At 74.7% G+C, this 21,902-nt stretch carries 14 protein-coding genes and 1 pseudogene; 6 read left to right on the top strand and 9 right to left on the bottom strand.

Translation table 11 applies throughout. The features are described from left to right. Positions 1-130: 130 nt before the first annotated feature. The 3 genes from ACWCSD_RS12860 (at position 131) to ACWCSD_RS12850 (ending at position 3,848) form a co-directional block, all read left to right on the top strand. Entirely contained in the window at positions 131-1,528 is a 1,398-nt protein-coding gene (locus tag ACWCSD_RS12860; protein WP_397166593.1) for an MFS transporter, read from the top strand. Positions 1,529-1,560: 32 nt separating this feature from the next. Continuing rightward, on the top strand, positions 1,561-2,625 hold the full coding sequence (locus ACWCSD_RS12855) for an alkene reductase (protein ID WP_449914574.1): 1,065 nt from the start codon (positions 1,561-1,563) through the stop codon (positions 2,623-2,625). A 488-nt stretch (positions 2,626-3,113) separates the two neighbouring features. Continuing rightward, positions 3,114-3,848 (top strand): glyoxalase, encoded by a 735-nt coding sequence (locus ACWCSD_RS12850; protein ID WP_397166590.1) that lies wholly within the window; start codon positions 3,114-3,116, stop codon positions 3,846-3,848. Positions 3,849-3,890: 42 nt separating this feature from the next. Here ACWCSD_RS12850 and ACWCSD_RS12845 read toward each other — a convergent pair whose 3' ends face one another. The 5 genes from ACWCSD_RS12845 to ACWCSD_RS12825 are packed head-to-tail and all read right to left on the bottom strand — an operon-like array spanning position 3,891 to position 9,814. Continuing rightward, positions 3,891-5,189 (bottom strand): phenylacetate--CoA ligase family protein, encoded by a 1,299-nt coding sequence (locus tag ACWCSD_RS12845; RefSeq protein ID WP_449914572.1) that lies wholly within the window; start codon positions 5,187-5,189, stop codon positions 3,891-3,893. Beyond that, on the bottom strand, positions 5,186-6,397 hold the full coding sequence (locus ACWCSD_RS12840; RefSeq protein ID WP_397166588.1) for a hypothetical protein: 1,212 nt from the start codon (positions 6,395-6,397) through the stop codon (positions 5,186-5,188). The genes ACWCSD_RS12845 and ACWCSD_RS12840 overlap by 4 nt, the downstream gene beginning before the upstream one ends. Beyond that, a complete protein-coding gene (locus ACWCSD_RS12835) occupies positions 6,394-7,677 on the bottom strand; it encodes a phenylacetate--CoA ligase family protein (RefSeq protein ID WP_449914570.1) in 1,284 nt (427 codons plus the stop codon). Before ACWCSD_RS12835 ends, ACWCSD_RS12840 begins: the two co-directional genes overlap by 4 nt. Next, complete coding sequence (locus ACWCSD_RS12830; RefSeq protein WP_397166585.1) at positions 7,674-8,876, bottom strand: ATP-grasp domain-containing protein; 1,203 nt, start codon at positions 8,874-8,876, stop codon at positions 7,674-7,676. Before ACWCSD_RS12830 ends, ACWCSD_RS12835 begins: the two co-directional genes overlap by 4 nt. Then, the gene (locus tag ACWCSD_RS12825; RefSeq protein ID WP_449914566.1) at positions 8,873-9,814 is read right to left on the bottom strand and encodes a glycosyltransferase family 2 protein; all 942 of its coding nucleotides are present in this window, start codon (positions 9,812-9,814) and stop codon (positions 8,873-8,875) included. Before ACWCSD_RS12825 ends, ACWCSD_RS12830 begins: the two co-directional genes overlap by 4 nt. 198 nt (positions 9,815-10,012) lie before the next feature. On the opposite strand from ACWCSD_RS12825, the gene ACWCSD_RS12820 reads away from it, so the two are divergent. Genes ACWCSD_RS12820 through glf form a run of 3 tightly spaced genes read left to right on the top strand, consistent with a single transcriptional unit; the run spans position 10,013 to position 13,589 of the window. Next, positions 10,013-11,809 carry a carbamoyltransferase family protein gene (locus ACWCSD_RS12820; protein ID WP_387665423.1) on the top strand — a complete coding sequence of 599 codons (1,797 nt, stop codon included), beginning with the start codon at positions 10,013-10,015 and terminating at the stop codon, positions 11,807-11,809. Then, on the top strand, positions 11,806-12,444 hold the full coding sequence (locus tag ACWCSD_RS12815; RefSeq protein WP_387665420.1) for a hypothetical protein: 639 nt from the start codon (positions 11,806-11,808) through the stop codon (positions 12,442-12,444). The genes ACWCSD_RS12820 and ACWCSD_RS12815 overlap by 4 nt, the downstream gene beginning before the upstream one ends. Continuing rightward, the gene (gene glf / locus ACWCSD_RS12810; RefSeq protein ID WP_397166581.1) at positions 12,441-13,589 is read left to right on the top strand and encodes a UDP-galactopyranose mutase; all 1,149 of its coding nucleotides are present in this window, start codon (positions 12,441-12,443) and stop codon (positions 13,587-13,589) included. The genes ACWCSD_RS12815 and glf overlap by 4 nt, the downstream gene beginning before the upstream one ends. Before the next feature lie 186 nt (positions 13,590-13,775). On the opposite strand, the gene ACWCSD_RS12805 is transcribed toward glf, so the two are convergent. The 4 genes and pseudogenes from ACWCSD_RS12805 to ACWCSD_RS12790 form a co-directional block, all read right to left on the bottom strand. Further along, positions 13,776-15,845 carry a hypothetical protein gene (locus tag ACWCSD_RS12805; protein WP_449914560.1) on the bottom strand — a complete coding sequence of 690 codons (2,070 nt, stop codon included), beginning with the start codon at positions 15,843-15,845 and terminating at the stop codon, positions 13,776-13,778. Then, positions 15,842-19,525, bottom strand: coding sequence for a vWA domain-containing protein (locus ACWCSD_RS12800; protein WP_449914558.1), 3,684 nt, complete (start codon positions 19,523-19,525; stop codon positions 15,842-15,844). Before ACWCSD_RS12800 ends, ACWCSD_RS12805 begins: the two co-directional genes overlap by 4 nt. Then, complete coding sequence (locus ACWCSD_RS12795; RefSeq protein WP_449914556.1) at positions 19,522-20,673, bottom strand: ATP-binding protein; 1,152 nt, start codon at positions 20,671-20,673, stop codon at positions 19,522-19,524. Before ACWCSD_RS12795 ends, ACWCSD_RS12800 begins: the two co-directional genes overlap by 4 nt. A gap of 34 nt (positions 20,674-20,707) precedes the next feature. After that, positions 20,708-21,902 (bottom strand): annotated as a pseudogene (locus tag ACWCSD_RS12790) (DNA-binding protein); the annotation flags it as partial.

The following is a 21,902-nucleotide window of genomic DNA, read 5'->3' as shown; positions in this document are numbered from 1 at the left end:
CATAATAGTTATCCGCGTAACCAAATCCTACACGGCCGGGGCACGGCCTGCGGGAGCCGGGACCGTCCCCGGCGCGGCGCACGCACGCCGCGCGTCCACGGCGGCGAAGCAGACAAGAACGGAAGAACCCATGACGAGCATCGGCACCGCCGCCCGGCGGGCCACCCCACGAACCATCCCGTCCTGGCTGATCCTGGCGCTGGCCTGCGCCGGCCAGTTCATGGTCATCCTGGACGCCTCCATCGTGAACGTCGCCCTCCCCGCGATCCGCGCGGAGCTCGGCTTCACCCCCACCGGGCTCGCCTGGGTGGTGAACGGCTACCTGCTGGCCTTCGCCGGCTTCATGCTGCTGGGCGGCCGGGCCGCCGACCTGTTCGGCCCCCGCCGGACGCTGGTCGCCGGGCTGCTGCTGTTCTCCGCCGCCAGCCTGGCCGCCGGCCTGGCCACCGCGGCGGAGGTCCTGGTCGCGGCCCGCGTGGCACAGGGCGCCGGGGCCGCCATGATGGCCCCCGCCACGCTGGCCGTGATCAACACGTACTTCACCGAGCCGGGCGCGCGTGCCAGGGCGTTCGGCGCCTGGTCGTCCGCGGGCGGCGTCGGCGGGATGATCGGCGCGGTGGCCGGCGGCGCCATCACCACCGGCCTGTCGTGGCGCTGGGTCTTCCTGATCAACGTGCCGGTCGGCGCGCTGCTGATCGCCGTGGCCCTCGCGGCGCTGGTCACCGTGCAGAGCGCGCGGCGCGAGCCGCTCGACCTGGCCGGCGCGGTCACCGCGACCGCCGGCCTGGCGGCGCTGGTCTACGGGGTCATGCAGAGCGCCGAGCACGCCTGGTCGTCCGGACGGGTGCTCGTGCCCGTGCTCGCCGGCCTGCTGCTGCTCGCCGTCTTCGTCGCGGTCGAGGCGCGCTTCGCCGGAAGGCCCATGCTGCCCCTGCGGCTGCTCCGGATCCGGGGGGTGGCCGTCGGGAACGGCATGCTGCTGCTGTTCGGCGGGATCACCATCGCGATGTGGTACTTCACGTCGCTGTTCCTGCAGAACGTCCTGGGCTTCAGCGCGCTGCTCGCGGGGCTCGGGCAGACGCCCGCGGCGGTCACGTTCATGCTGGTCGCCCGGGCGTCCGCCGCCCTGCTGCCGCGGGCCGGGGCGCGGGCGCCGGTGCTCGGCGGCGGCGCGCTGTTCGTCGCCGGGTTCGGCTGGCTGTCCCTGGCGCAGGCCGGCAGCGGCTACCTCACCGGCGTCCTCGGGCCCACGCTGCTCGTCGCGGCCGGCATCGGGCTGACCTTCCCCACCCTCATGGCCGCGGCGACCGCCGAGGCGCCCGAAGGCGCGGCGGGCGTCGTCGGGGGCCTGGCCAACACCACCAGCCAGGTGGGCTCGTCGATCGGCCTGGCGGTCCTCGCGACGGCCGCGGGCGCCGCGGGCTCGCCTGAAGCCCTCGCCGACGGCTACGGCCTGGTCTTCCTCATCGCGGCCGGGCTCGGCCTGGCCCTCGCGGCGGGCGGCTTCCTGCTGCCGCGCCGCGCCTGACCCACCCCACCCCTTCCACCAAGGAGACCTCCATGTCCCTCGCCTTCGATCCGATCGCCGTGGGCGGCACGAAGCTGGCCAACCGGGTCGTCATGGCCCCGATGACCCGCAGCCGCGCCCGCGACGGGCTGGTGACGAGCCTGACGGCGCAGTACTACGCCCAGCGCGCCTCCGCCGGGCTGATCGTCACGGAGGGCGTCCAGCCGTCGGTGATCGGCCAGGGCTATCCCTTCACGCCGGGCCTGCACAGCGCCGCGCAGGTCGCGGCCTGGCGCGAGGTCACCGGCGCGGTGCACGCGGCGGGCGGCAAGATCTTCGCCCAGCTCCTGCACACCGGCCGGATCGGCCATCCGGTGCTGCTGCCCGAGGGGGCGGTCCCCGTCGCGCCGTCGCCGGTGGCCGCGCGCGGGCAGCTCTTCACCCCCGACGGCGTCAAGGAGTTCGTCACCCCGCGCGAGCTGACGGAGCCCGAGATCGAGCGGACCGTCGCCGACTTCGCGAACGCCGCCCGCAACGCCGTCGAGGCCGGCTTCGACGGCGTGGAGCTGCACGGCGCCAACGGCTACCTGATCCACCAGTTCCTCGCCCCCGGCAGCAACCGGCGCACCGACGGCTGGGGCGGCTCGGCGGCCGGGCACGCCAGGTTCGCCGTGGCGGTCGTCTCCGCCGTGGCCGGCGCGATCGGCGGCGACCGCACCGCGTTGCGGATCTCCCCCGGGATGCCGAACAACGACATGCACGAGCCCGACCCGCGGCCGGTCTACGAGGAGCTGCTGGGCCGGACGGCGGAGCTGGGGCTGGCGTACCTGCACGTCATGGAGGCCGCCGACCGGGAGCTGACGCGTGCCCTGCGGCGGCTCTTCCCCGGCCCGCTCGTCCTGAACCCGCACACCGGCGACCGCCCGACCGGCCCGGAGGACCTCGCGCTGATCGAGGACGGCACCGCGGACCTGATCGCCTTCGGCCGGCTCTTCCTCGCCAACCCCGACCTGCCTCGCCGGCTGGCGACCGGCGCGCCGCTCAACGCCCCGGACCCGGCCACCTTCTACGGCGGCGACGCCGCGGGCTACACCGACTACCCGGCCCTGCCCGCCTGACCGGCCGGTCGCGGGGCGCGGACCCGCCCCCCTTTTTGATCTTCAAGGATGCGGCCGGCCGGAATTTCGGTCGGCCGATAAAGCGGCTCCCTTGCGGAGAAGGCGGTCGGAGGCGGTGTCAAGGAAGGTCCGCGCCCCACGCCCCGGCGGCGATTGGCCCGGACCCGCGCGAACAGGACGCCACCAGCCTCGATGCGCGCTTCCGCCCGCCGGAGTCACCGAAACGTGATCGGCGCTCTTTTCCCACGCATTATTCGCCTCGCGCATGATTCAGTGGAAAACAATTCCTCGGCGAATTCAGGGCGGGCGGATCGCCGGAAATTCGCCGCCGCCCGATCGCTATTCAAATGATTCGGGAAAAGCGCATTGTCCGATCAATTGCGTCCCGGAATTCAGCGGGTGAGGCCGCGGGACCGTCATGGAACGATCCATATGCGAGAGGCCGCCGGAGATGCCAGCATCGTCGGATGACCCGAGAGGTGGAATCCATGAGCGAGCCCGCGATCCGTCCCAACGAGACGACGGTTCCGGTGCTGCCCTGCCCTTCCCCCGAGCAGACCCTGGAGTTCTTCGAGGCGCTCGGGTTCACCGTCACCCACCGGCAGACCCGGCCCTACGTCTATCTGGCGATGCGCTGGAGCGGGTTCGACCTGCATTTCGGCCCCGCGCCGAAGGACTTCGACCCCGCCAGGGACGCGACCGGGGCGTGCCTGGTCCTGGTCGACGCCGTGGCGCCGTACCACGCCGCGCTCGTCGCGGCCATGCGCCGGGCCTACGGCAAGGTGCTGAGCTCGGGCCTGCCGCGCATCACCCGCTACCGGCCCGGCGCGTCCAGGTTCACGCTGATGGACCCGTCCGGGAACTCGATCATGTTCATCCAGCGGGACGAGCCGGCCGAGCTGGAGTACGGCGGCTCCACGAAGCTGACGGGCCTGGCCAAGGCGCTGGACAACGCCCGGATCCTGCGCGAGTTCAAGAACGACGACCTGCAGGCCTACCGGGCGCTCAAGTCGGCCGTGCGCCGGCACGGCCCGCAGGCTCCGGCGGCCGAGCGGGCCATCGCCCTGTGCCACCTCGCCGACCTCTCCTCGGCGCTCGGCGAGCCCGCCGAGCCGTGGCTGGCCGACCTGCGCGGCGTCGAGCTCACCCCTGACGACAGGCGCCGCGTCGAGTCCGAGCTCGGCCACCTCGCCGACCTGCGCGAATGGCTCGGGCCGAGCTGACGGCGGGCAGACCGGCGGCGAACGGCCGGGCCGCGGCGGGCGTCAGGAGGCGGGGGTGTTGTGCATGATCTTGACCATCCGCACCTTGCCGTTGGGCTCCGGGGCGATGCTGTCCACCGTGCGCGCGGTCACCTCGAAGTCCTTGGCGACGGCGGCCACGGCGTCGCGGACCCGCCCGGCCAGGTCGGCGGGGGCCGACGGCGAGGGCACCAGCAGGATCTCCACCGCGCCCGGCCGGTACTGGAGCACCTGCACGCCGCGCACCCCCGCCGTCGGCATCACGGCCGGGTTGGTGAGGAAGTTGGCGTGCACCGTGCGCCCGTCGGCGGCCACGACGCGGTCCTCGGTCCGTCCCTGGATCCGGCGGATGATCGGGGTGTGGAAGGCGCGGCACGGGCAGTCGTCCGGCTCGATGAGCACGCGGTCGCCGAGCCGGTAGCGGATCAGCGGCATCGCCTCGGCGTGCAGCCGGGTCACCAGGACCTCGCCCTCGCCGTCGGCCAGCGACACGCCGCCGTCGTCGTGCAGCACCTCCACCACCACGTCAGCCGAGCGCAGGTGCATCGCGCCCTCGGGGCAGGTGCGGCCGATCGTGTACGCCTCCACCGAGGCGTACACCTCGTGGCCGCGCGCCCCGAAGTAGTTCAGCACGTGCTCGCGGGCCTCGGGGGTGAGCGTCTCGCCGGCGAAGATGACGGTGTGCACGCGACGGTAGGCGATCTTCCTGCGGCGCAGCTCGTCCACGAGGGTGACGATGCAGCCGGGGAAGCCCCACAGGAACGTCGGCCGTCCGCGCAGGAACGCCTCGACCTGCTCGTCCAGGCTGCGGCTGGTGTTGACGTGGACCGTACGGGCCAGGCCGAGCCGCTGCAGCCGGTGCGGCCGGAACTCGCCCACCCGGAAGTAGCCGATCCGGTCCCAGGGACGCAGGCCCGAGGCCAGCAGGTCCTGGAGGTAGGTGGCGCGCAGGTAGCCGAGGTCGCCCTCGGAGTAGAAGGGGCGGATGGGCACGCCGGAGGAGCCGCTGGTGGGCGCCTCGCGGGTGTTGTCGGGGGTGAACCCGGCGGCCATCAGCTCGGCGGGCGGCAGGTCCCGCAGCGTCGTCCGGTTCAGCATCGGCAGGGCGGCCAGGTCGGCGGCGGTGGACAGCGCCGCCACGGCGTCGGCCGGGAACACGCGGCGGTAGTACGGCACGTTGGCGTGCGCGTGACGGACGAGCCCCGTCAGCAGCCGGTCCTGCACGACCTGGAGCCGCGCCGGGTCCATCCGGTCCCGCGACCGCGCCAGGTACAGGTTCCGCACCACCGGCACCACCGGGATCGTGCTGGGCAAGCCCTTCATGAGGTCTCCTTCTTCAGCGTGGCCAGCATGACGCCGCCCTTGACCACCTCGCCCGCGCAGTACGCCAGCAGCGCGCCGAACGCCGTCGCGGCGGGCACCAGGAACCAACCGGCTGCGGCGACCACCGCGAACTGCAGGCACGCGGCCACCGCGGCCAGCCGCCGTCCCCGGTCGTCGGTGTTCTCCACCAGCAGGAACGCGGGCAGCACGGCCACCGTCAGGGCCGCCTCGGCCAGCAGCGCCGCGCCGGTCGCCACCATGCCCCGCTGGCCGCCCGCCAGCACCACCCCGAGCACGACCACCGCCAGGGCGCCGGCCGGCACGGCGGGCGCGAGGATGCGCCGCGCCATCCGGCGGGCGCCGGCCTCGCCCGTGCCCTCGATCCAGACCGCCACCCGCGGCTGGAGGATGCGCAGCAGGTACGACACGCCCATCACGACCACCGACAGCGCCACCGACCACACGTAGAAGACGCTGGTCTGCTGCGCGTCGCCCAGGTGCGCGAAGTACGCGAAGGTCACCGAGGTGGCCGCGACCGCGGTCACCTCGCCGACGCTGAGCAGCGCCGCCGCGCGCACGGCCGGCCGGTAGGCGCCCTTGTCCGCCTTGCCGGAGCGCCCGCGGATCAGCCCGGCCGCCAGCACGGCGTTCAGCACCGCCAGCACGCCGACGTGCAGGGCCAGCAGCGCGTTGGCCCGCATCCCGGTCAGGGCCACCAGCCCCACGCCGGACGCCTGCGCGACGGCGAGCGTCAGGTAGGCGAACACGTCGGCCCGCGCCCGCCCGCGCAGCCGGTTCAGCGCCGCCATGACCGCGCAGCAGCCCAGCCCGCAGGCGTAGGCGGCGGCGGCCGCGTACCGGGCGGGCGCGCCGCCGGGGTCGGCCGCCGCCAGGGCCAGCCAGACGGGCACGGCCAGCGCGAACGGCGTGGCCGCCAGCAGCATGAACAGCGGCCGCAACGTCTGCCCGCCGCGCCGCGGCACCAGCGCCAGCGCCGCCTTCTCGATGCCGCTGGACGTCAGCGCCAGCAGCCAGCCGGACACGCCGTTGGCGGTGGCGTACAGGGCGAACTCGTCGGCGCCCCAGAGGCCGAGCAGCACCAGGTTGGCGGTCCACAGGGCGGCGCGGAACGCGCCGCGCCCGGCGAACAGGGCCGCCGTCACCGCCACGAGGCGTGGCGGCGGCCTGCGGCGCAGGCTCACGGTCACGGGCCGGCCTGTGCCGACTCGACGAACCTGCCCTTGCCGCCGGGGGTGAGCGTGACCCGTTCGGCCTGCTCGAAGCGCACCTCGACCGGGCCGCCCACCTGCTTGGCCAGACCGTCCCGGTAGGCCGCGGCCACCTCGTCGAAGTCCCGGCCCGCCTCGGGGACCAGGTGGACGGTGACGTTGCCGTCGGCGTCCTGGCGGACCATGCTCTCGGCCACGCCCGGCGTCCACATGGCCAGCGACAGGAACGTGGCCGTGTAGACGCGGTGGCCGCCGGGGAAGGTGATGTAGTCGTCGGACCGGCCGCCGGTCACCCGCATGCGCATGAACCGGTTGCCGCAGCCGCACTCCCCCGGCACGATCATGCCGCGGTCGCCCAGGCGGTAGCGGATCAGCGGCATCGCCCGTTCCCTGAAGTGGGTCACCACGACCGCGCCGTCCTGGCCGTCGGGCACCGGCATGCCGTCGTCGTCCACGATCTCCAGGCGGACGCGGTCCTCGTCCACGTGCATCGCGCCCCGGTCGCACTGGGTGGAGACGGTCAGCACCTCGTAGGCCGAGTACTCGTCGTACACCGGCACGCCGAAGCCGTTCTGCAGCAGCTCGCGCACCTCGTCGGTGAGCAGTTCGGAGTCGGTCATGACCATGCGCAGCGTGCGCCGCAGCCGGGCCACGTCGGCGGGCGAGGCGGCGCGCAGCAGCCCGCGCAGCACCACCGGGTAGCCCATGATCAGGTGCGGGCGCACCTTCAGCACGTCGGCCAGGATCTTCGCGTCGCCCTGCCCGGCGCCGATGACCGTGCGCGGGAACAGGCCGAGCCGCTGGAACCAGCGCAGCGGGCGGGGGAACGGCTTGATGTGCGCGATCCGCCACCACGGCCGGTAGCCCGACAGCAGGAAGCGGCGGAAGATGGTCGCGCCGTGGTAGCCGTAGGCGGCCACGTCGTGCCGCACCTCCAGGACGCGGCCCGTGGTCCCGCTCGTACGGTCCAGCCGGTAGTCCTTGGCGCTCAGGCCGGGCGTGTGGAAGCGGGACAGGTCGCCGTCCAGCACGGTGGCCTTGTCCAGGATCGGCAGCTTCGCCAGGTCGGCCAGGCTGTGCAGGGGCACGTCGTAGCGCGGGTCGGCGTAGTGCGGCACGTGCGCGCGGGCGAAGGCCAGCAGGTCCCGCAGGCCGTCGAGGGTGAGCCGGTCGGTCTCGGCGCGCGGGCGGCGGATGGCGCGGAAGGCGTCCACGACGTGCCGCACCTCCCGCACGGCGACGCCCAGTCCATGGCTCACAGGCCGTCCCCGATCTCGAAGCGGAGCAGCCCGGTGGCCTCGGCCAGCACGCCGGCCAGGGCGTCCCGGCCGGAGGCGGCGGCGGTCAGGTAGCCGAGCTTGGCGCCCGCCCGCGTGTAGCGCTCCACGTGGTCGCCGGGGGCGGCGGCCAGCACCAGGTCGACGACGCCGGGCAGCGCCCTGACCTGCTCCTCGCCGTCCACCCGGACCAGCTTCCCGTCGCGTTCCGCGTTGAGCACGCGGACCGCGCCGTACCGGGTCGCCGCCGGGGTCAGGGACGGCGTCTCGCCCATGGCCGACAACACGTACTGCTCGACCACGTCCACGCCGTGCACCAGGCCCAGCAGCTCGGCCAGGCCGTTGCCGCCCAGGCGGGCGCCCATCTCGACGAGCACGACCTCGCCCGTCCCGGTGACCAGCACGTCGGCGCTGAGCGGCCCTTCGCGCAGCCCGGTCTCGGCGCAGACGGCGTCGAGCATCGGGCGCACGGCGTCGGTGACGTGGTCCGGGCCCGGCATGGTGTGCTGGACGGTGATGAACAGCGGCGGCGGGGTCAGCTCCCGTTCGGCCAGGCCGATCAGCGCCACCTTGCCGCCGATCACGAACGCCTCGGCCGTGTAGTGGGCGCCCTCCAGGAACTCCTCGGCCACGACGCGGCCGGACAGCGACCACTCCCTGGCCAGCCCCACGGCCTCGGGCAGCTCGTCCGGCGCGCGGCACAGCGACACGCCGCGGCTGCCGGAGGAGTCCACCGGCTTGACCATGAGCGGGAAGCCCAGCTCAGGGGCGTCGCGCAGCACCTCCTCCGCGGCGCCGCTCACGTGGCGGGGGCCGGGCAGGCCGAGCCGGGCGCACATCGCGCGGAACCAGCCCTTGTCCACCGAGCCGCGCACCGCGCCCTCCGACAGCCCGCACGGCAGGCCGAGCCGGGCGGCCAGGGCGAGCTGCGAGGGCAGGTTGACGTCACTGGCCGGGGAGACCACGCCGGCCAGGTCGTCGCGCTCGGCCAGGGCCCGCGCGACCCGCGGCACGTCGCGGGTGCTGAGGTCGAGGAACTCGTCGGCGTGCGCGACGCCGGGGGCGTCGGCCCGCATGTCCACGCAGATCGTGCGCACGCCGAGGCGGGCCGCGGCGCGGATGGTGCTGATGGCGCCGTCCGCGCCGCCGAGGACCGCGATGGTGCGGCCGGCGCCGGTCACGTGAGCCTCCCGGCGAGCAGGTCAGCGGAATCGACCGGCACGTTGGCCTCCCGTACGAGGAACAGCGGCGGACGGGCCTGACCGCGAGAGATGTGCAGAAGCGTGCGGGCCATCATGCTCAGCCCGAACAGGGCGGCGGCCAGCGCCAGCCCGAACAGCAGCGCGCTGCCGGTGATCCCGGCCAGCAGCGCCACGGGCAGGCCGATCAGGCCCGCCCACACCGCGGCCGAGATGGGCCGCGACGAGAAGCCGAAGAACAGGTCCAGCGAGTGCCTGGCCAGCCCGCGCACGGTCACCTTGGACGAGCCGTGCACCCGCGGCCGGTGCGCGGTCGGCACGGTCGTCCAGGCGCGCGTCAGGCGCGGCAGCGTGGCCAGGAAGTACGGCGTGCCGAGCCGCAGGTCCACGATCCGGCGCGCAATCTCCGTGCGGACCAGGCGGAACGTCGTGGCGCGCGGCGGGATCTCGATGCCCAGCAGCCGCCGCGCCAGCCAGTCGTGCACGATCGACGCGGTCCGCCGCGGCCAGGGATCCTTGCGGTCCACCCGGATGCCGAACACCGCGTCGTACCCGTCGGCCGCCCGCTCGATCAGCCGCTTGGCCTCGGTGGGCGGGAACTGCAGGTCGGCGTCCAGGTGCAGCACCCAAGGGTTCCGGGCGTACCGATAACCGGCCGAGAAGGCGGCCTCCACGCCGAAATTCTTGGACAACGATATGAACGACACACGATTGTCACTCTCGGCGATCGTGCGAATGCGCGCGAGCGTGTCGTCCGTACTGCCGTCGTCGACGAAGAGAATTTCGAGTTCGCCCTGGTCACCCAGCGCGTCTGCGATTTCGCGATAGGTGTCAGGGATGTTGTCGGCCTCGTTCAGGCACGGAACGACCACGGTGAGTGCCAGGCCGTCCGGCGGAACCGGAAGCGGATGCTCATTCATGGAACGGTCTTCACCACGTGTATCAACCCCGGTTCACCCTGTGACAGGGCCCGGGCATTCCCACCCGGCTCGACCCCGGTTGCGGAATATATCCATACGCGTCAGACAAAAGATAGGTATTGATTTCTTTCCGGACGGTTTGTTAGGAAGATCTCCGACGCGGGGCCGCTGGGTCATGCGCATTGTCAGGGGGCATTCATGTATGTGCTCGGCATCAGCCAGGTCCACGACTCGGCGGCGGCCCTGGTGGCCGACGGGAAGATCGTGGCCTTCGCCGAGGAGGAGCGGTTCACCAGGGTCAAGCACGACGGCCGGTTTCCCGCGCAGGCCGTGCGCTACTGCCTGGAGGAGGCCGGCATCACGCTGGCCGACGTCGACCACGTCGCCTACTACTGGCAGGCGCCCCGCGAGACGTTGCACGCGCTCGGCCACTTCGCCCGGCACCTGCCCCACACGCTGGCCGTCTTCCGCAACGACGCCGGCGACTACGGCGACAAGGCCAGCGGCCTGCTGGAGACGCTGTCCGACCAGAAGGGCCAGGCCCACCCGGACGACTACAACGTGGGCGGCGCGCTGCTGCTGCACCTGCGGCGCGGGTTCACGCTGGAGAAGATCCTGCGCGAGTCGCAGAACTTCCGGGGCCGGACGAAGTTCAAGGTCCACCTGATGGACCACCACCGCGCCCACGCCGCCAGCGCGTTCTTCATCTCGCCGTACCAGGAGTCGGCGATCATCACCTGGGACGGCATCGGCAGCGACGGCACCTCCACCTACCTCGGGCTGGGCAAGGGCGGCCGGATCCACGACATCCGCCGGGTCAAGTTCCCGCACTCGCTGGGCGCCATGTACGCCGGCGTCACCGGCTACCTCGGCTTCAACCCCACCCGGGACGAGGGCAAGGTCATGGGCCTGGCCGCGTACGGCACCGACCGCTACGTGGACGACTTCGCCGACCTGGTCCGCCTCGGCCCCGACGGCCACTTCGAGCTGGACCTGAGCTGGTTCCGGCACCACGCCACCGGCAAGCACCAGATGTCGGCCAAGTTCCTGGAGCGCTTCGGCCCGGCCAGGCCGCGCGAGCGCGCCATCCCCAACCAGCACTACGCCGACGTCGCGTACGCGCTGCAGGCCACGCTGGAGCGCACCGGCCTGCACGTGGCGCGCTGGCTGCAGGCCAAGACCGGGCAGACCCGCCTGGTCACCGCCGGCGGCGTCGCGCTGAACAGCGTCATGAACGGCCGCATCCTGCTGGAGACGCCGTTCGAGGACTTCTTCGCCCAGCCCGCCGCCGCCGACGACGGCTCGGCGCTGGGTGCGGCGCTGCTGCTGGGCGTGGAGAAGTACGGCATGCGCCGCCCGCGCGACGAGGAGTACATCTTCCTCGGCCCGCAGTTCGGCGAGGAGGAGATGGAGCGGGCGCTCCAGGACGCCGGCCTCGACTACCGGCGCACCGACGACATCAACGACACGACGGCGCAGGCGCTGGCCGACGGCAAGATCGTCGGCTGGTTCCAGGGCCGCATGGAGTGCGGGCCGCGCGCGCTCGGCAACCGCTCGATCCTGGCCGACCCGCGCCGCGCCGACGCCAAGGACCGGCTCAACGAGAAGGTCAAGCACCGCGAGCCGTTCCGCCCCTTCGCGCCCTCCTGCCTGGCCGAGCACGCCGGCGAGTACTTCGCCAGCGGCTACCCCTCGCCCGTCATGCTGCTCGTGTTCGACGTGCTGGAGCACCAGCGGGACAAGGTGCCGGCGATCACGCACGAGGACGGCACCGCCCGCGTCCAGACGGTCTCGGCGGCCGACAACCCGCGCTACCACGCGATGATCTCCCGCTTCGCGGAGCTGACCGGCGTGCCCATGGTGGTCAACACCTCGTTCAACGACAACGAGGAGCCCATCGTGTGCACCCCCGAGGACGCCGTGCGCTGCTACCTCAAGACCGACATGGACGCCCTGGCCCTGGGACCGTTCTTCACCGAGAAGGTCGTTCATTGAGGCGTTGGTTGTGGCTGGCGCCCGCCGTTCTGGGCGCCGGGGCGGCCACCCTGATCATGGTGATCCTGCCGCCCGACCGTACTCTGGACAACCCGCTCGAAGCGCTGTGGAAGGTCAGCCCGCTGGTGTTCGCGGTGCTGGCCGTGGCCGGGTTCCCCCGGCGTCCGGGGCTGGGCATGGCGCTGATGTGCGCGCTGGTCGTCGGCTACATGGGCGTGCTCGACACGGTCAACGTGCTGCACATCTTCTCCTACGCCGAGTCCGCCGACCAGAAGGCCGCCTTCCCCGAGCTCTACCAGTTCATGCTCTTCATGAACTCCTTCACCGTGCTGGCCGTGCTGTTCGCCTACCGGCTGGGCGGGGCGCGCTCCGACCGCGTGCTGAAGGTCGGGCTCGCCAGTGTCCTGGTGGTGATCTCCGGGCTGAACGACCTGTCGATGTGGCTGCTCGGCGACTGGCCGCAGGGCCGGCCCGGCACGCTGACGTGGGCCTCGCACATCGCGGTGTTCGTCGGCGGGCCGCCGAGCGTCGCCGTGGCAGTGATCTTCTTCCTCGTCCACCTCGTCCTGGCCGGGGTCGTGCTGGCGCTGCCCGTGCGGCGGTGGCTGGACCGGCTCGTCCCCGCAGCCGCATGAACGCCGACTTAGTCGTCGTCGGCTCCGGTCTGTTCGGGCTGACCGTGGCCGAGCGGTGCGCGTCCGAGCTGGGGATGCGCGTGCTGGTGCTGGAGCGCAGGGACCACGTCGGCGGCAACTCCTACAGCGAACGCGAGCCGCAGACCGGCATCGAGGTCCACCGGTACGGGTCGCACCTGTTCCACACGTCCAACGCGCGCGTGTGGGAGTACGCCCAGAGGTTCACGTCGTTCACGCCGTACGAACACCGGGTCTATTCGGTGCACAAGGGGCAGGTCTACCCGATGCCCATCAACCTGGGCACGATCTGCGCCTTCTTCGGCCGCCACCTCAGCCCCGACGAGGCCCGCGACCTGGTCGCCCGGCAGGCCGCCGAGGTGACCAGCGCCGGCAACCTGGAGGAGAAGGCGATCTCGCTGATCGGCCGGCCGCTGTACGAGGCGTTCATCCGGGGCTACACCGCCAAGCAGTGGCAGACGGCCCCGGCCGAGCTGCCCGCCGAGATCATCGGCCGGCTGCCGGTGCGCTACACCTTCGACGGGCGCTACTTCGACGACCTCTACCAGGGCCTGCCCACGGACGGGTACGCCGCCTGGCTGGAACGCATGGCCGACCATCCCAACATCGAGATCCGGCTCGGCGCCGACTTCTTCGACCTGCGGGAGAGCCTGGCCGGCGCGGTGCCCGTCGTCTACACCGGGCCGCTGGACCGCTACTTCGGCTACGCCGAGGGCGAGCTGGGCTGGCGGACGCTCGACTTCGAGACGTCCGTGCTGCCGACCGGCGACTTCCAGGGCACGTCGGTGATCAACTACGCCGACGAGGACCTGCCGTGGACGCGCGTCCACGAGTTCCGCCACCTGCATCCCGAACGCACCTGGTACCCGTCCGACGCCACCGTGATCATGCGGGAGTACTCGCGCTTCGCCGGCCGGGCCGACGAGCCGTACTACCCGATCAACACGCCGCAGGACCGCGCCCGGCTGCGCCGGTACCGCGACCTGACCAAGGGCGAGCGGGACGTCTGGTTCGGCGGACGTCTGGGCACCTACCAGTACCTCGACATGCACATGGCCATCGCCGCCGCCCTCACCCTGTACGAAAACCGCCTCCGCCCCCGTTTCACCGCCCACACCTCCGAATAGGACGGCCCCTCCCACACCCGGCCTCGGGGCCGTCTCCGCCATGCATTCTGGTATGGCGGCCGGCTCTCGCGCGCGGGACCGTCGCCGCGCGCGGCTGCCCGTTCGCCCTCTTCACGCCCCCACCGCGCGCTTTCGCCTCCCCCGGGAGCGGGCCGCCCGTGGGGCGGGCGGCCCGGTCGCCGGGTTTCAGGGAGTGGCCTGCCAGGAGGTGCGGACGAGGGCGCGTTCGGTGGCGGCCAGATGGGTCGCTGCCGCGAGCCAGGCCCGCGCGTACCCGTCCGGTTCGGCCTCGGCCAGCCTGCCGAACACGTCACGTTCACGCCGGTCGGCCTCGTCGGCGAGCGCGACGGCCAGGTCGGCGGCCGTGCGGAACCCGGCGCGGCGCAGGGACGCGGCCTGCCCGCGGGCGTCGCCGCCGCGCGCGGACTCGGCGACCGCCCTGCGTCCGCCGGAGACGGCCAGCTCGACCAGCCGGCGCACCCGCCACAGCGGCGCGCCGTCCAGCGGGTCCACCTCGGCGTACGCGTCCCGGCCGGGCGAGGGGTCGGCAGCGGGCGAGGGGCTGGCGTCGGCGGGTGGCAGGTGCGAGCCCTGGAGGCGGTCGTAGCCGAGGTCGGCCCGGCCCTGCCACTCGGGGGGCAGCCTGAGCGTCGCCTCCTCCCCCGCGACCGGCCCCACGGCAAGCGGGACGAGCGTCGCCGCCCGGCCGGGCTCGACCCTGGCCACCACGCGCACCCGCAGGCCGGGCCGCGAGGCGAGCCGCCGCAGGTTCTCGACGTACGCGAGATCGGGATGACGGTTCGCCGGAACCAGCCGGACCACCGGCCCCTCACCGCCGACCACCGCTCCCCCGGCTTCGGCCGGTTGTGGCGGGGCGGTGGGTGGGAGGTGGCGGGCCAGGACGTGGTCGCCCGCCGCGCCGACGATCACCAGGTCGCAGCCGACCGGCTCCCGTACCTGCTCGGCGGACTCCTCCTCGCTCCACGCCCCCGCCGACAGCCGGGCCCCCACCGCTTCGGACAGCGGCCGGGCGAACAGCGCGCCGAGCGGCCCGTCCGTCCAGGCCAGGCCGGCGACCGGGGTGGCCCGTACGCCCTTGCCCGCGCCGAGGCGGCCGTCCGGGGAGACGGTGGCCCCGGCGATCAGCAGTCCGCCGCGGGCCAGTTGCGCGTGGCTCATCATGGCCGCCCCGATGGCGACGGTCGCGGTCGCCGCGCCACGGGCACGGGCCGGGCCGCCGGGCTTGACGTCGGCCACCGAGAACCAGCGTCCGTCGTCGGTGACGAGGTGGGTGACCACCCCGCCGTAACCGGTGCTGCTGATCACGGGCTCGCGGAAGACGCCGTACACCTTCAGGCCGCCGTTCGGACGGTAGCCGCGCCGTACGGTGCCGACCAGCGCCGGGTCGGGATCGGACGCGGCCAGCCGGCCCACGGTGAGCAGCAGCTCCCGCAGGGCGGAGACCAGGTCGGCGAGGCGGTGGCTGTCGTAGCGGGCGCGGGCGGCGCGCAGCCCGCGCACCACCCGCAGCGTGGCGGCCTCGGCCCTGGGCAGCCCGGCCAGGCGGGCGGTGTGGGCGGCTCTGAGCAGCTCAGCCTGCGGCACCGCGCCCGCGCCCGGCACACCCGCCGACAGCACGGCGGCCGCCGCCCGCCACAACCCCGCGGCCGCCGCCACCTGCGCCGCCCCGGGCGCAGCCGGAACGACCGCCTCCCCCGAGCCCGACCCGGACGCGGCACCCGCCTGCTGCCCGGCCCGTGAACCTGACCCGGACGCGGCACCTACCTGCCCGGACCGTGAGCCCGACCCAGGCTCGGCGCCCGCCTGGTCGGTGTCCGGGCGCCGGCCGGGTTCGGTGGCCGGCTGGGCGGGACGTCCGTCGGTGGAGGGCGTGTCCGGTTGCCCGGAAGGGGACGGGGATGTGTCCGTCTCCACGTCCAGGGGCAGGGTGTCGGCCGGGTCGACCAGAGGGCAGGCGGTGAGGAGGGCGGCGCGGTGGAGGCAGCGGGGGGCGAGGAGGCAGGAGCAGCGGGCCTGCCCCTCCTCCGCGATCACCCCCGACGGCCCCGGCGACAGCGTGACCACCGCGTCCTCGCCGCACGTGACCACCACGTCGGCGCCGTCGGCCACCCGGTCGAGGGCGGCGTACTGGTCGACGGCCGCGTCCAGCTTCTTGCGCAACCTGCTGGTCAGGCCGTCGACGGCGGCGGCCACCACGTGCGGCGCGGCGGGCGGGAGCGTTGCAGAGGTGTTCACCGGACTTCTCCCCGGAGGCGGTCCCCCACCCAGCGGGCGAGGGCGAGCGGGCTGAGCGCGGCGACCGGCATGCCGGCCGCGACGAGCTGCTGGGCGATGGGCAGCGAGTAACGGGGCACGCCCTGGTCGTCGAGCGCCGCGCAGCCCATCAGGTGGACGCCGGACCCGGCCAGCGAGCGCACCTCCGCGAGCAGGCCGCCCACCGGGTAGCCCTCCTCGAAGTCGCTGACGACGACCACGAGCGTACGGCTCGGCACGGTGACCAGCGTCCGGGCGTGCGCGAGCCCGGCGGCGATGTGCGTGCCGCCGCCGACCCGCACTTCGAGCAGCAGGGACAGCGGGTCCTCCACCCGGTCGGTCAGGTCGATCACCTGGGTGGAGAACGCCAGGAAGTGCGTCGAGAGCGTCGGCACGCCCGCGAGGACGGCCGCCGTCAGCGCGGACCACACGACCGACGCCTCCATCGACCCCGACACGTCGACCACGAGGATCAGCCGCCAGTCGGCCTCCTTCCTGGCCCGCGTGCTGAACACCGGCCGTTCCGGCACCACCACGAGCCGCCCGTCGTCGAGGCGGCGGGTGTGGGCCAGGTTGGCGCGCAGGGTGCGCGGCAGGTCGAGCCGGCCGCCGGGCCTTCTGGTCGGACGCGGGTTGGCCAGGCCGGTCAGCGCGGGTCTCAGCCGGGTCGCCAGCTCGCGGGTCAGCTCGGCGACCAGGCGGCGGACGAGCGGCCTGAGCTTGGCGACCTGCTGCTCGGGCAGCCCGCCGGCCAGCGACAGCACGGACGTCAGCAGCTCGACGGACGGCCGCACGGCGGCGGGGTCCAGCTCGGCGAGCACGTCGTGCCGTCCGGCGTCGGCGGCCCTGGCCAGCACTTCCTCGCGTACGTCGCCGCCGAACAGGGACTCCAGCTCGTCGGCCCATTCGCGGGCCGTGGGGAACGGGTCGCCCTGGCCTCCGGTGTCGCCCTGCTGCCCGAAGTCGTCGGCGCCCTCGCCGCGGCCGGCGCCGTAGAGCTCGTCCAGGGCGCGGGCGTACGGGCGGGCGCCGGCGGGCAGCCGTTCGCGCTCCCGCCCGAGCAGCAACCGCCACCGGTCGGCGGGGCCGATCCGCGCCCCGCCCGCCACCCGCCGCCCGGAGACCGGCTCCCCGCCCTCCGCCTGGCGCGTGGACACCAGAGGCACCGGTTCCCCGCCCTCCCCCGGCGGGACCGGACCGTCATACGACGCCGGACCGTCCTGCGAGGCAGGGGCATCGTGCGGGGTGAGGAGGCCGAGGGTGTGCAGGGCCGTCAGGCCGGCCAGGTCGGCGGCGGTCCAGGTGGCCAGCAGGCCGGGCGGCGTGTCCAGCGTCAGGTCCGGACGGTCCCCGAGCCGCTCGGACACCGCCGCCAGCAGCCGGCCGCGCGCCGCCGGGGCGAGCGTGTCGAACCCACCGCGCAGGGCGGGCAGCCGGTCGAGGAACTCCTTGTCCGCCAGCTCGTCCACCCGGTCCATCAGCGGGCCGAGCGCGGCGGGCGCCGCCTGGAGCAGCGGTCCGGCGGCCGTGAGCACGCCGGTCAGCAGCAGGCTCAGCCGGCGGCGGCCGTCCGGGGTGGTGGCGGTGTCGATCCAGCCGGCGGCCCGCGCGCCCAGGAGCTCGGGGCCGTCCAGGTCGAGCAGCACGCGGGCGGCCAGCGCGGCCCCCTGGACCAGCGGCGCCCCCGTGCTCGCGAGCGCGCCCAGCGCGTCGTCCAGCCGCAGGCCCAGCCGGTCCTCCCCGGCCCGCGTGGCGAGCGCGACCAGCGCGACCGCGTCCTCGGGCCGGTCGCTGCCGGCGAGTCCGGGCAGCGACCGGACCGCGGCCTCCAGCAGCGTGACGGCCAGCTCGCCCGCCTGCTCGCGTCCTTCCGGTGTGGTGCCGGGAAGGTGCTCGCGGCGCAGCGCCTCCAGCAGGTCGAGGGCGTCGAGCAGCTCGGGGAGGGTGGCCGTGGCGGGCAGCGTGCCGGCGGCGTCGGCCAGCCGCTGCCCGACCAGCTCCGGCAGGTCGCAGCGGGCGGCGGCGCGCAGCCCGTCGAGGATGGTGCGGCAGGTGGGGCCGCCGTCCGCGGACTCGCGCCGGTAGGTCTCCCGCAAGGTGCCCGCCGCGGCCTGCGCCGGGGTCACGCCCCGGACGCCGGCCAGGTCGAGCAGCGCGGGGGCGGCGGGCGTCCAGGACAGGCGCCATTTGGTGGTGAGCGCGCCGGCGTCGCCGGTGCCCGCGACCTGGATCGGCTCGCCGTAGCCGATGCCGCACACGTGCAGCCGGCGCAGCAGCACCTCCCGGCGCGCGTCCAGGTCGGAGCGGAGCGGGTCGAGGCGCACCTCGCGCGGGTCGGGGTCGTCCGGGCAGGGCAGCCTGAGCGCGGCCAGCTCCTCCTCGACGGCGGGGCCGAGCCCTGAGCGGGGGGTGCCGGGGGCGGTGCGGCCCCTGGCCGTCCCGACGAGCACCGTGTCGAGCGCCTTGGCCAGCGCGCGTCCGCGGCCCAGGGGTTCGCCCTGGCCGAGGACGGTCGTCACCGCCTCCAGCAGCTCGCCGCGGCCGGGGGCGGGCAGGCCGCGCAGGCGCGCGAGGTCGCACGCCAGGCGCAGCGTCTCGACGGCCTCGCCGGTGCCCGCCGTGTGCCCGGCGGCCCGCAGCTCCCTGCACAGGTCGGTGATCGCGCGGGCGGCGCCGTCCCTGACCCGGTCCGGTACGCCGTCCGCCTCGAACACCTCCTGCTGCCAGCGCGGGTCGCGGATCCCGGCCGGGTAGCCCGACCGGGAGTCGAGCAGATCGAAGGCGTACGGGACCAGCGAGGTGACGGCCCGCGCCCCGCCGGGCGCAGACCCGACGGGCGCAGACCCGGCGGAGGCGGTGGGAGCGGGGTCGGCGGGGGCGAGGGCGGGGGTCTCGTCGGTGGTGAGCAGGGCGGGGGCGTGGAAGGCGCCCACGACCGCGGCGACCCGGCGTCCACCGGCCGCGGCGGCGGACACCACGCGCCGCATGTACGCCTCCCGCGCCAGATCCCTGGCCTCGACGCCGCCGCCCGCAGCCGCGTCGCGCCGCAGCGCCCAGCCCACGCCGAGCGCGGCCCGGCGGACGGCCTCCGGCTCGCAGCCCGGCGCCAGGACCTCGACGGCCCGGTCCCACATGTCGTCGCCCGCCCGCCCGGTGCCCGCGGCGGCCAGCGCGTCGGCGAAGCGCGGCACGTCGGCGGTTTCAGCCTCAGGCCCGGCGGCCTGCCGGCCCTCGGCGGCCTCGGCTTCGGGTCCGGCGGCCTGCCGGCCCGGGTCCGACAGCGGGAGGTCGCAGCACAGCACCTCCACGCCGCGCTTGACCGCCCACCGGATCGCCACCAGCTCAGGGGAGAAGTCGGCGAACGGGTAGAAGCCGAGCCCGTCCGCGCCGTTCCCGGCCAGGGCGACCGGGGCGATGGTGGCCGGGTCGGCGAGGTGGGGCAGCCACTGCTGGAAGTCGGCGGGCAGCTCGACGCACACCGTCTCCGGGTCGGCCGCCTCCAGCAGCTCGGGCAGCACGACGGCCAGGGCCGGACTGTGGTGCCGCACCCCCACCAGGTACGGCCGGGTCGCGGCGGCCAGCCCGGCCACCACCACCCGCGGATCCGCCGGGTCGAGCGGCGCGGCCGGGGTGGCCGGGTCGGTCGGGGTGTGGGGGGTCAACGGAGGTTCTCCCGCAGGTCCCAGAGGCGGCGCCACATGGCCGAGCCGTCCTCGGCGCGCCGCCGCACCGGCCCGTCCCAGTAGCCGAGCAGCCGTCCATGATCGGCGGGGTCGTCCTTGCGCACGACGCCCAGCAGGTGGCCGGGCACCAGGTCGAGGACGTCGCCACCCGGCATGTACGCGGCCGCGACGCCGAGCGAGGCCGCCACCTGCACCGCCTCGGCGGTCGACATCACGGTGCCCGGCCGCTCGACGTCCCAGCCCTCGCCGGACCGTCCGGTGCGCAGGTCGCGGAAGACCGTGACCAGCGCCTCCAGCACCGCGTCGTCCACGGCGAACCCGGCGCCGGCGCGCTGGACGACCGCCGTGGCCTGCCGCCGCACCAGGGACGTCTCGGCCGCGGCGTCGGAGATGGGATCGACGGTCTCGAAGTTGAAGCGCCGCTTGAGCGCGGCCGACATCTCCGACACGCCGCGGTCGCGGAGGTTGGCCGTGGCGATCACCGTGAACCCGGGGACGGCGGCCACCTGCGCGTCGTCGGTCCCGGCCAGCTCGGGGACGCTGACCCGCCGGTCGGACAGGATGGACACCAGCGCATCCTGCACCTCGGGCAGGCAGCGGGTGATCTCCTCGACCCTGGCCACCCGCCCCGATCGCATTGCGGTCAGCACCGGGGAGTCCACCAGCGCGCCCCGGCTCGGCCCCTGGGCCAGCAGCAGCGCGTAGTTCCAGCCGTAGCGGAAGGCGTCCTCGGTGGTGCCGGCGGTGCCCTGGACGGTGAGCGCGCTGGTGCCGCAGACCGCCGCGGCCAGCAGCTCCGACAACATCGACTTGGCCGTGCCGGGCTCGCCGACCAGCAGCAGGCCGCGCTCGCCGGCCAGCGTCACGACGCAGCGCTCGACCAGCGCGCGTTCGCCGACGAACTTGGGCGCCACCTTGAGCTTGGACGGCAGGCCGTCCCGGGCGGGCAGGGAGAGGGTCTCCTCTCCGCTGCCGCAGATGAAGGTCACGACGGCGCGCGGCGTCAGCCGCCAGCCGGGCGGGCGGGGGCCGTCGTCGTGGGCGGCGAGGAAGGCCAGTTCGGTGGCGTACCGCTGCTCGGCGGAGACCACCTGCGTGGCGGGGGTCGCCTCGTCGGTGAGGGTCATGGGGTTTCGTGTCCTTCGTGTGGTGATGACAGGGTCAGCGGCGGCGGCCGCGTTTGACGGCGAGCTGCTCGAACCGGGGCACGTCGCCGTCCTGGACGCGCCGCCAGGCCCTGGCGTACAGGTCGGCCACGGGCTCGCCGGGCACGAGGAGGCCGCCGAGGCCCGCGTTCGGGCTGAACATCGGGAGCTTCCACTGCTCCAGCGGGAGCCGCGGCGTGCGCTCCTCCGACCAGCCGCCGGTCAGGAACAACGAGCGTCCGGCGCGGGCGCGCACGGCCTGGACGACCAGGTCGGTGCGGGCCAGCTCGGCCCGCGCGGCCTTGAGCCGGGCCGGCTTCCAGCCGGTCCACCGGGCGGTGTTGCGGTCGGTGGGGTCGGGCATGGCCAGCAGCATCAGGTAGACGGCGGCGGCGTCCTCGCCGAGGCCGTGCGCCTTGGCGACGTCCACCACCAGGTCGGGCACCGAGCGGGTGGGGTCGTGCGGCCACCAGGCGCCGTCGGCGTCCCGGTCGCCCTGGGCGGGGTCGCCGGGGTCGGCCAGCAGCGCCGCGAAGCGCGGGTCGAGGGCGGTGCGCAGCGCGGACACGGCGGGGAACGAGCCGTTGAGCCCGATCAGGGCCCGCAGGTAGGGGTCCTCGCCGGCCGGGTCGAGCAGGTGCGGGCGGAGCGCGGGCGAGGGCTGGCTGTCGTAGGTGGCCATGACGACCGCGCCGTACCGCTCGTAGCCGTCGCCGACCTCGGTCGGCGTGCCCGCGACCTTCTTGAACGCGGGCAGGCCGACGTACTGGTCGAGGTCGATCAGCAGCCCGGGGTGGGCGAGCCGGTCGCGGACCGCCGACAGGGCGGCGGGCAGCCCGGCGCGCAGCGGATCCCCGGCGGGCAGCCGGTGGGCCAGCCAGGCGGCCGTGGCGACGGCCGTGACCAGCGACTGCCCGCCGAACCCGGTGTCCTTGCCGACGGGGTGGACGCGGTCGCCGCGCACCTCCCACTCCAGGTCCACGCTCAGCTCGGGAGCGGCGGCGGGGTCGAGCACCGCGCGCAGGGCGTGCGCCGGGTCGCCCTCGACGGTGCGCAGCGCGCGGGCGGCCTCGCCGAGCAGCCATTCGGGCAGGGCGAGCCGCTGCCCGACGCGCTCGTTCCACACCCGCGCGGCGGCGGCCGCGTCGGGGCCGTCGGTCCACAGGCGGGCCGGGTCGGCGGGCAGCAACGCCGCTGTGACGGCCCGCCGC

The sequence above is a fragment of the Nonomuraea sp. NPDC001684 genome, assembly GCF_053596515.1.
The sequence above is the reverse complement of the archived record's forward strand: the minus strand, read 5'-3'. Positions and strand labels throughout refer to the sequence as shown.

What these genes read in the sequence shown, in the direction of transcription:
- glf (WP_397166581.1), top strand. Translation starts at nt 12,441, where the DNA reads ATGAACGCCGACTTAGTCGTCGTCGGCTCCGGTCTGTTCGGGCTGACC.
- ACWCSD_RS12855 (WP_449914574.1), top strand. Translation starts at nt 1,561, where the DNA reads ATGTCCCTCGCCTTCGATCCGATCGCCGTGGGCGGCACGAAGCTGGCC.
- ACWCSD_RS12795 (WP_449914556.1), bottom strand. Translation starts at nt 20,673, where the DNA reads ATGACCCTCACCGACGAGGCGACCCCCGCCACGCAGGTGGTCTCCGCC.
- ACWCSD_RS12845 (WP_449914572.1), bottom strand. Translation starts at nt 5,189, where the DNA reads ATGAAGGGCTTGCCCAGCACGATCCCGGTGGTGCCGGTGGTGCGGAAC.
- ACWCSD_RS12850 (WP_397166590.1), top strand. Translation starts at nt 3,114, where the DNA reads ATGAGCGAGCCCGCGATCCGTCCCAACGAGACGACGGTTCCGGTGCTG.
- ACWCSD_RS12820 (WP_387665423.1), top strand. Translation starts at nt 10,013, where the DNA reads ATGTATGTGCTCGGCATCAGCCAGGTCCACGACTCGGCGGCGGCCCTG.
- ACWCSD_RS12860 (WP_397166593.1), top strand. Translation starts at nt 131, where the DNA reads ATGACGAGCATCGGCACCGCCGCCCGGCGGGCCACCCCACGAACCATC.
- ACWCSD_RS12825 (WP_449914566.1), bottom strand. Translation starts at nt 9,814, where the DNA reads ATGAATGAGCATCCGCTTCCGGTTCCGCCGGACGGCCTGGCACTCACC.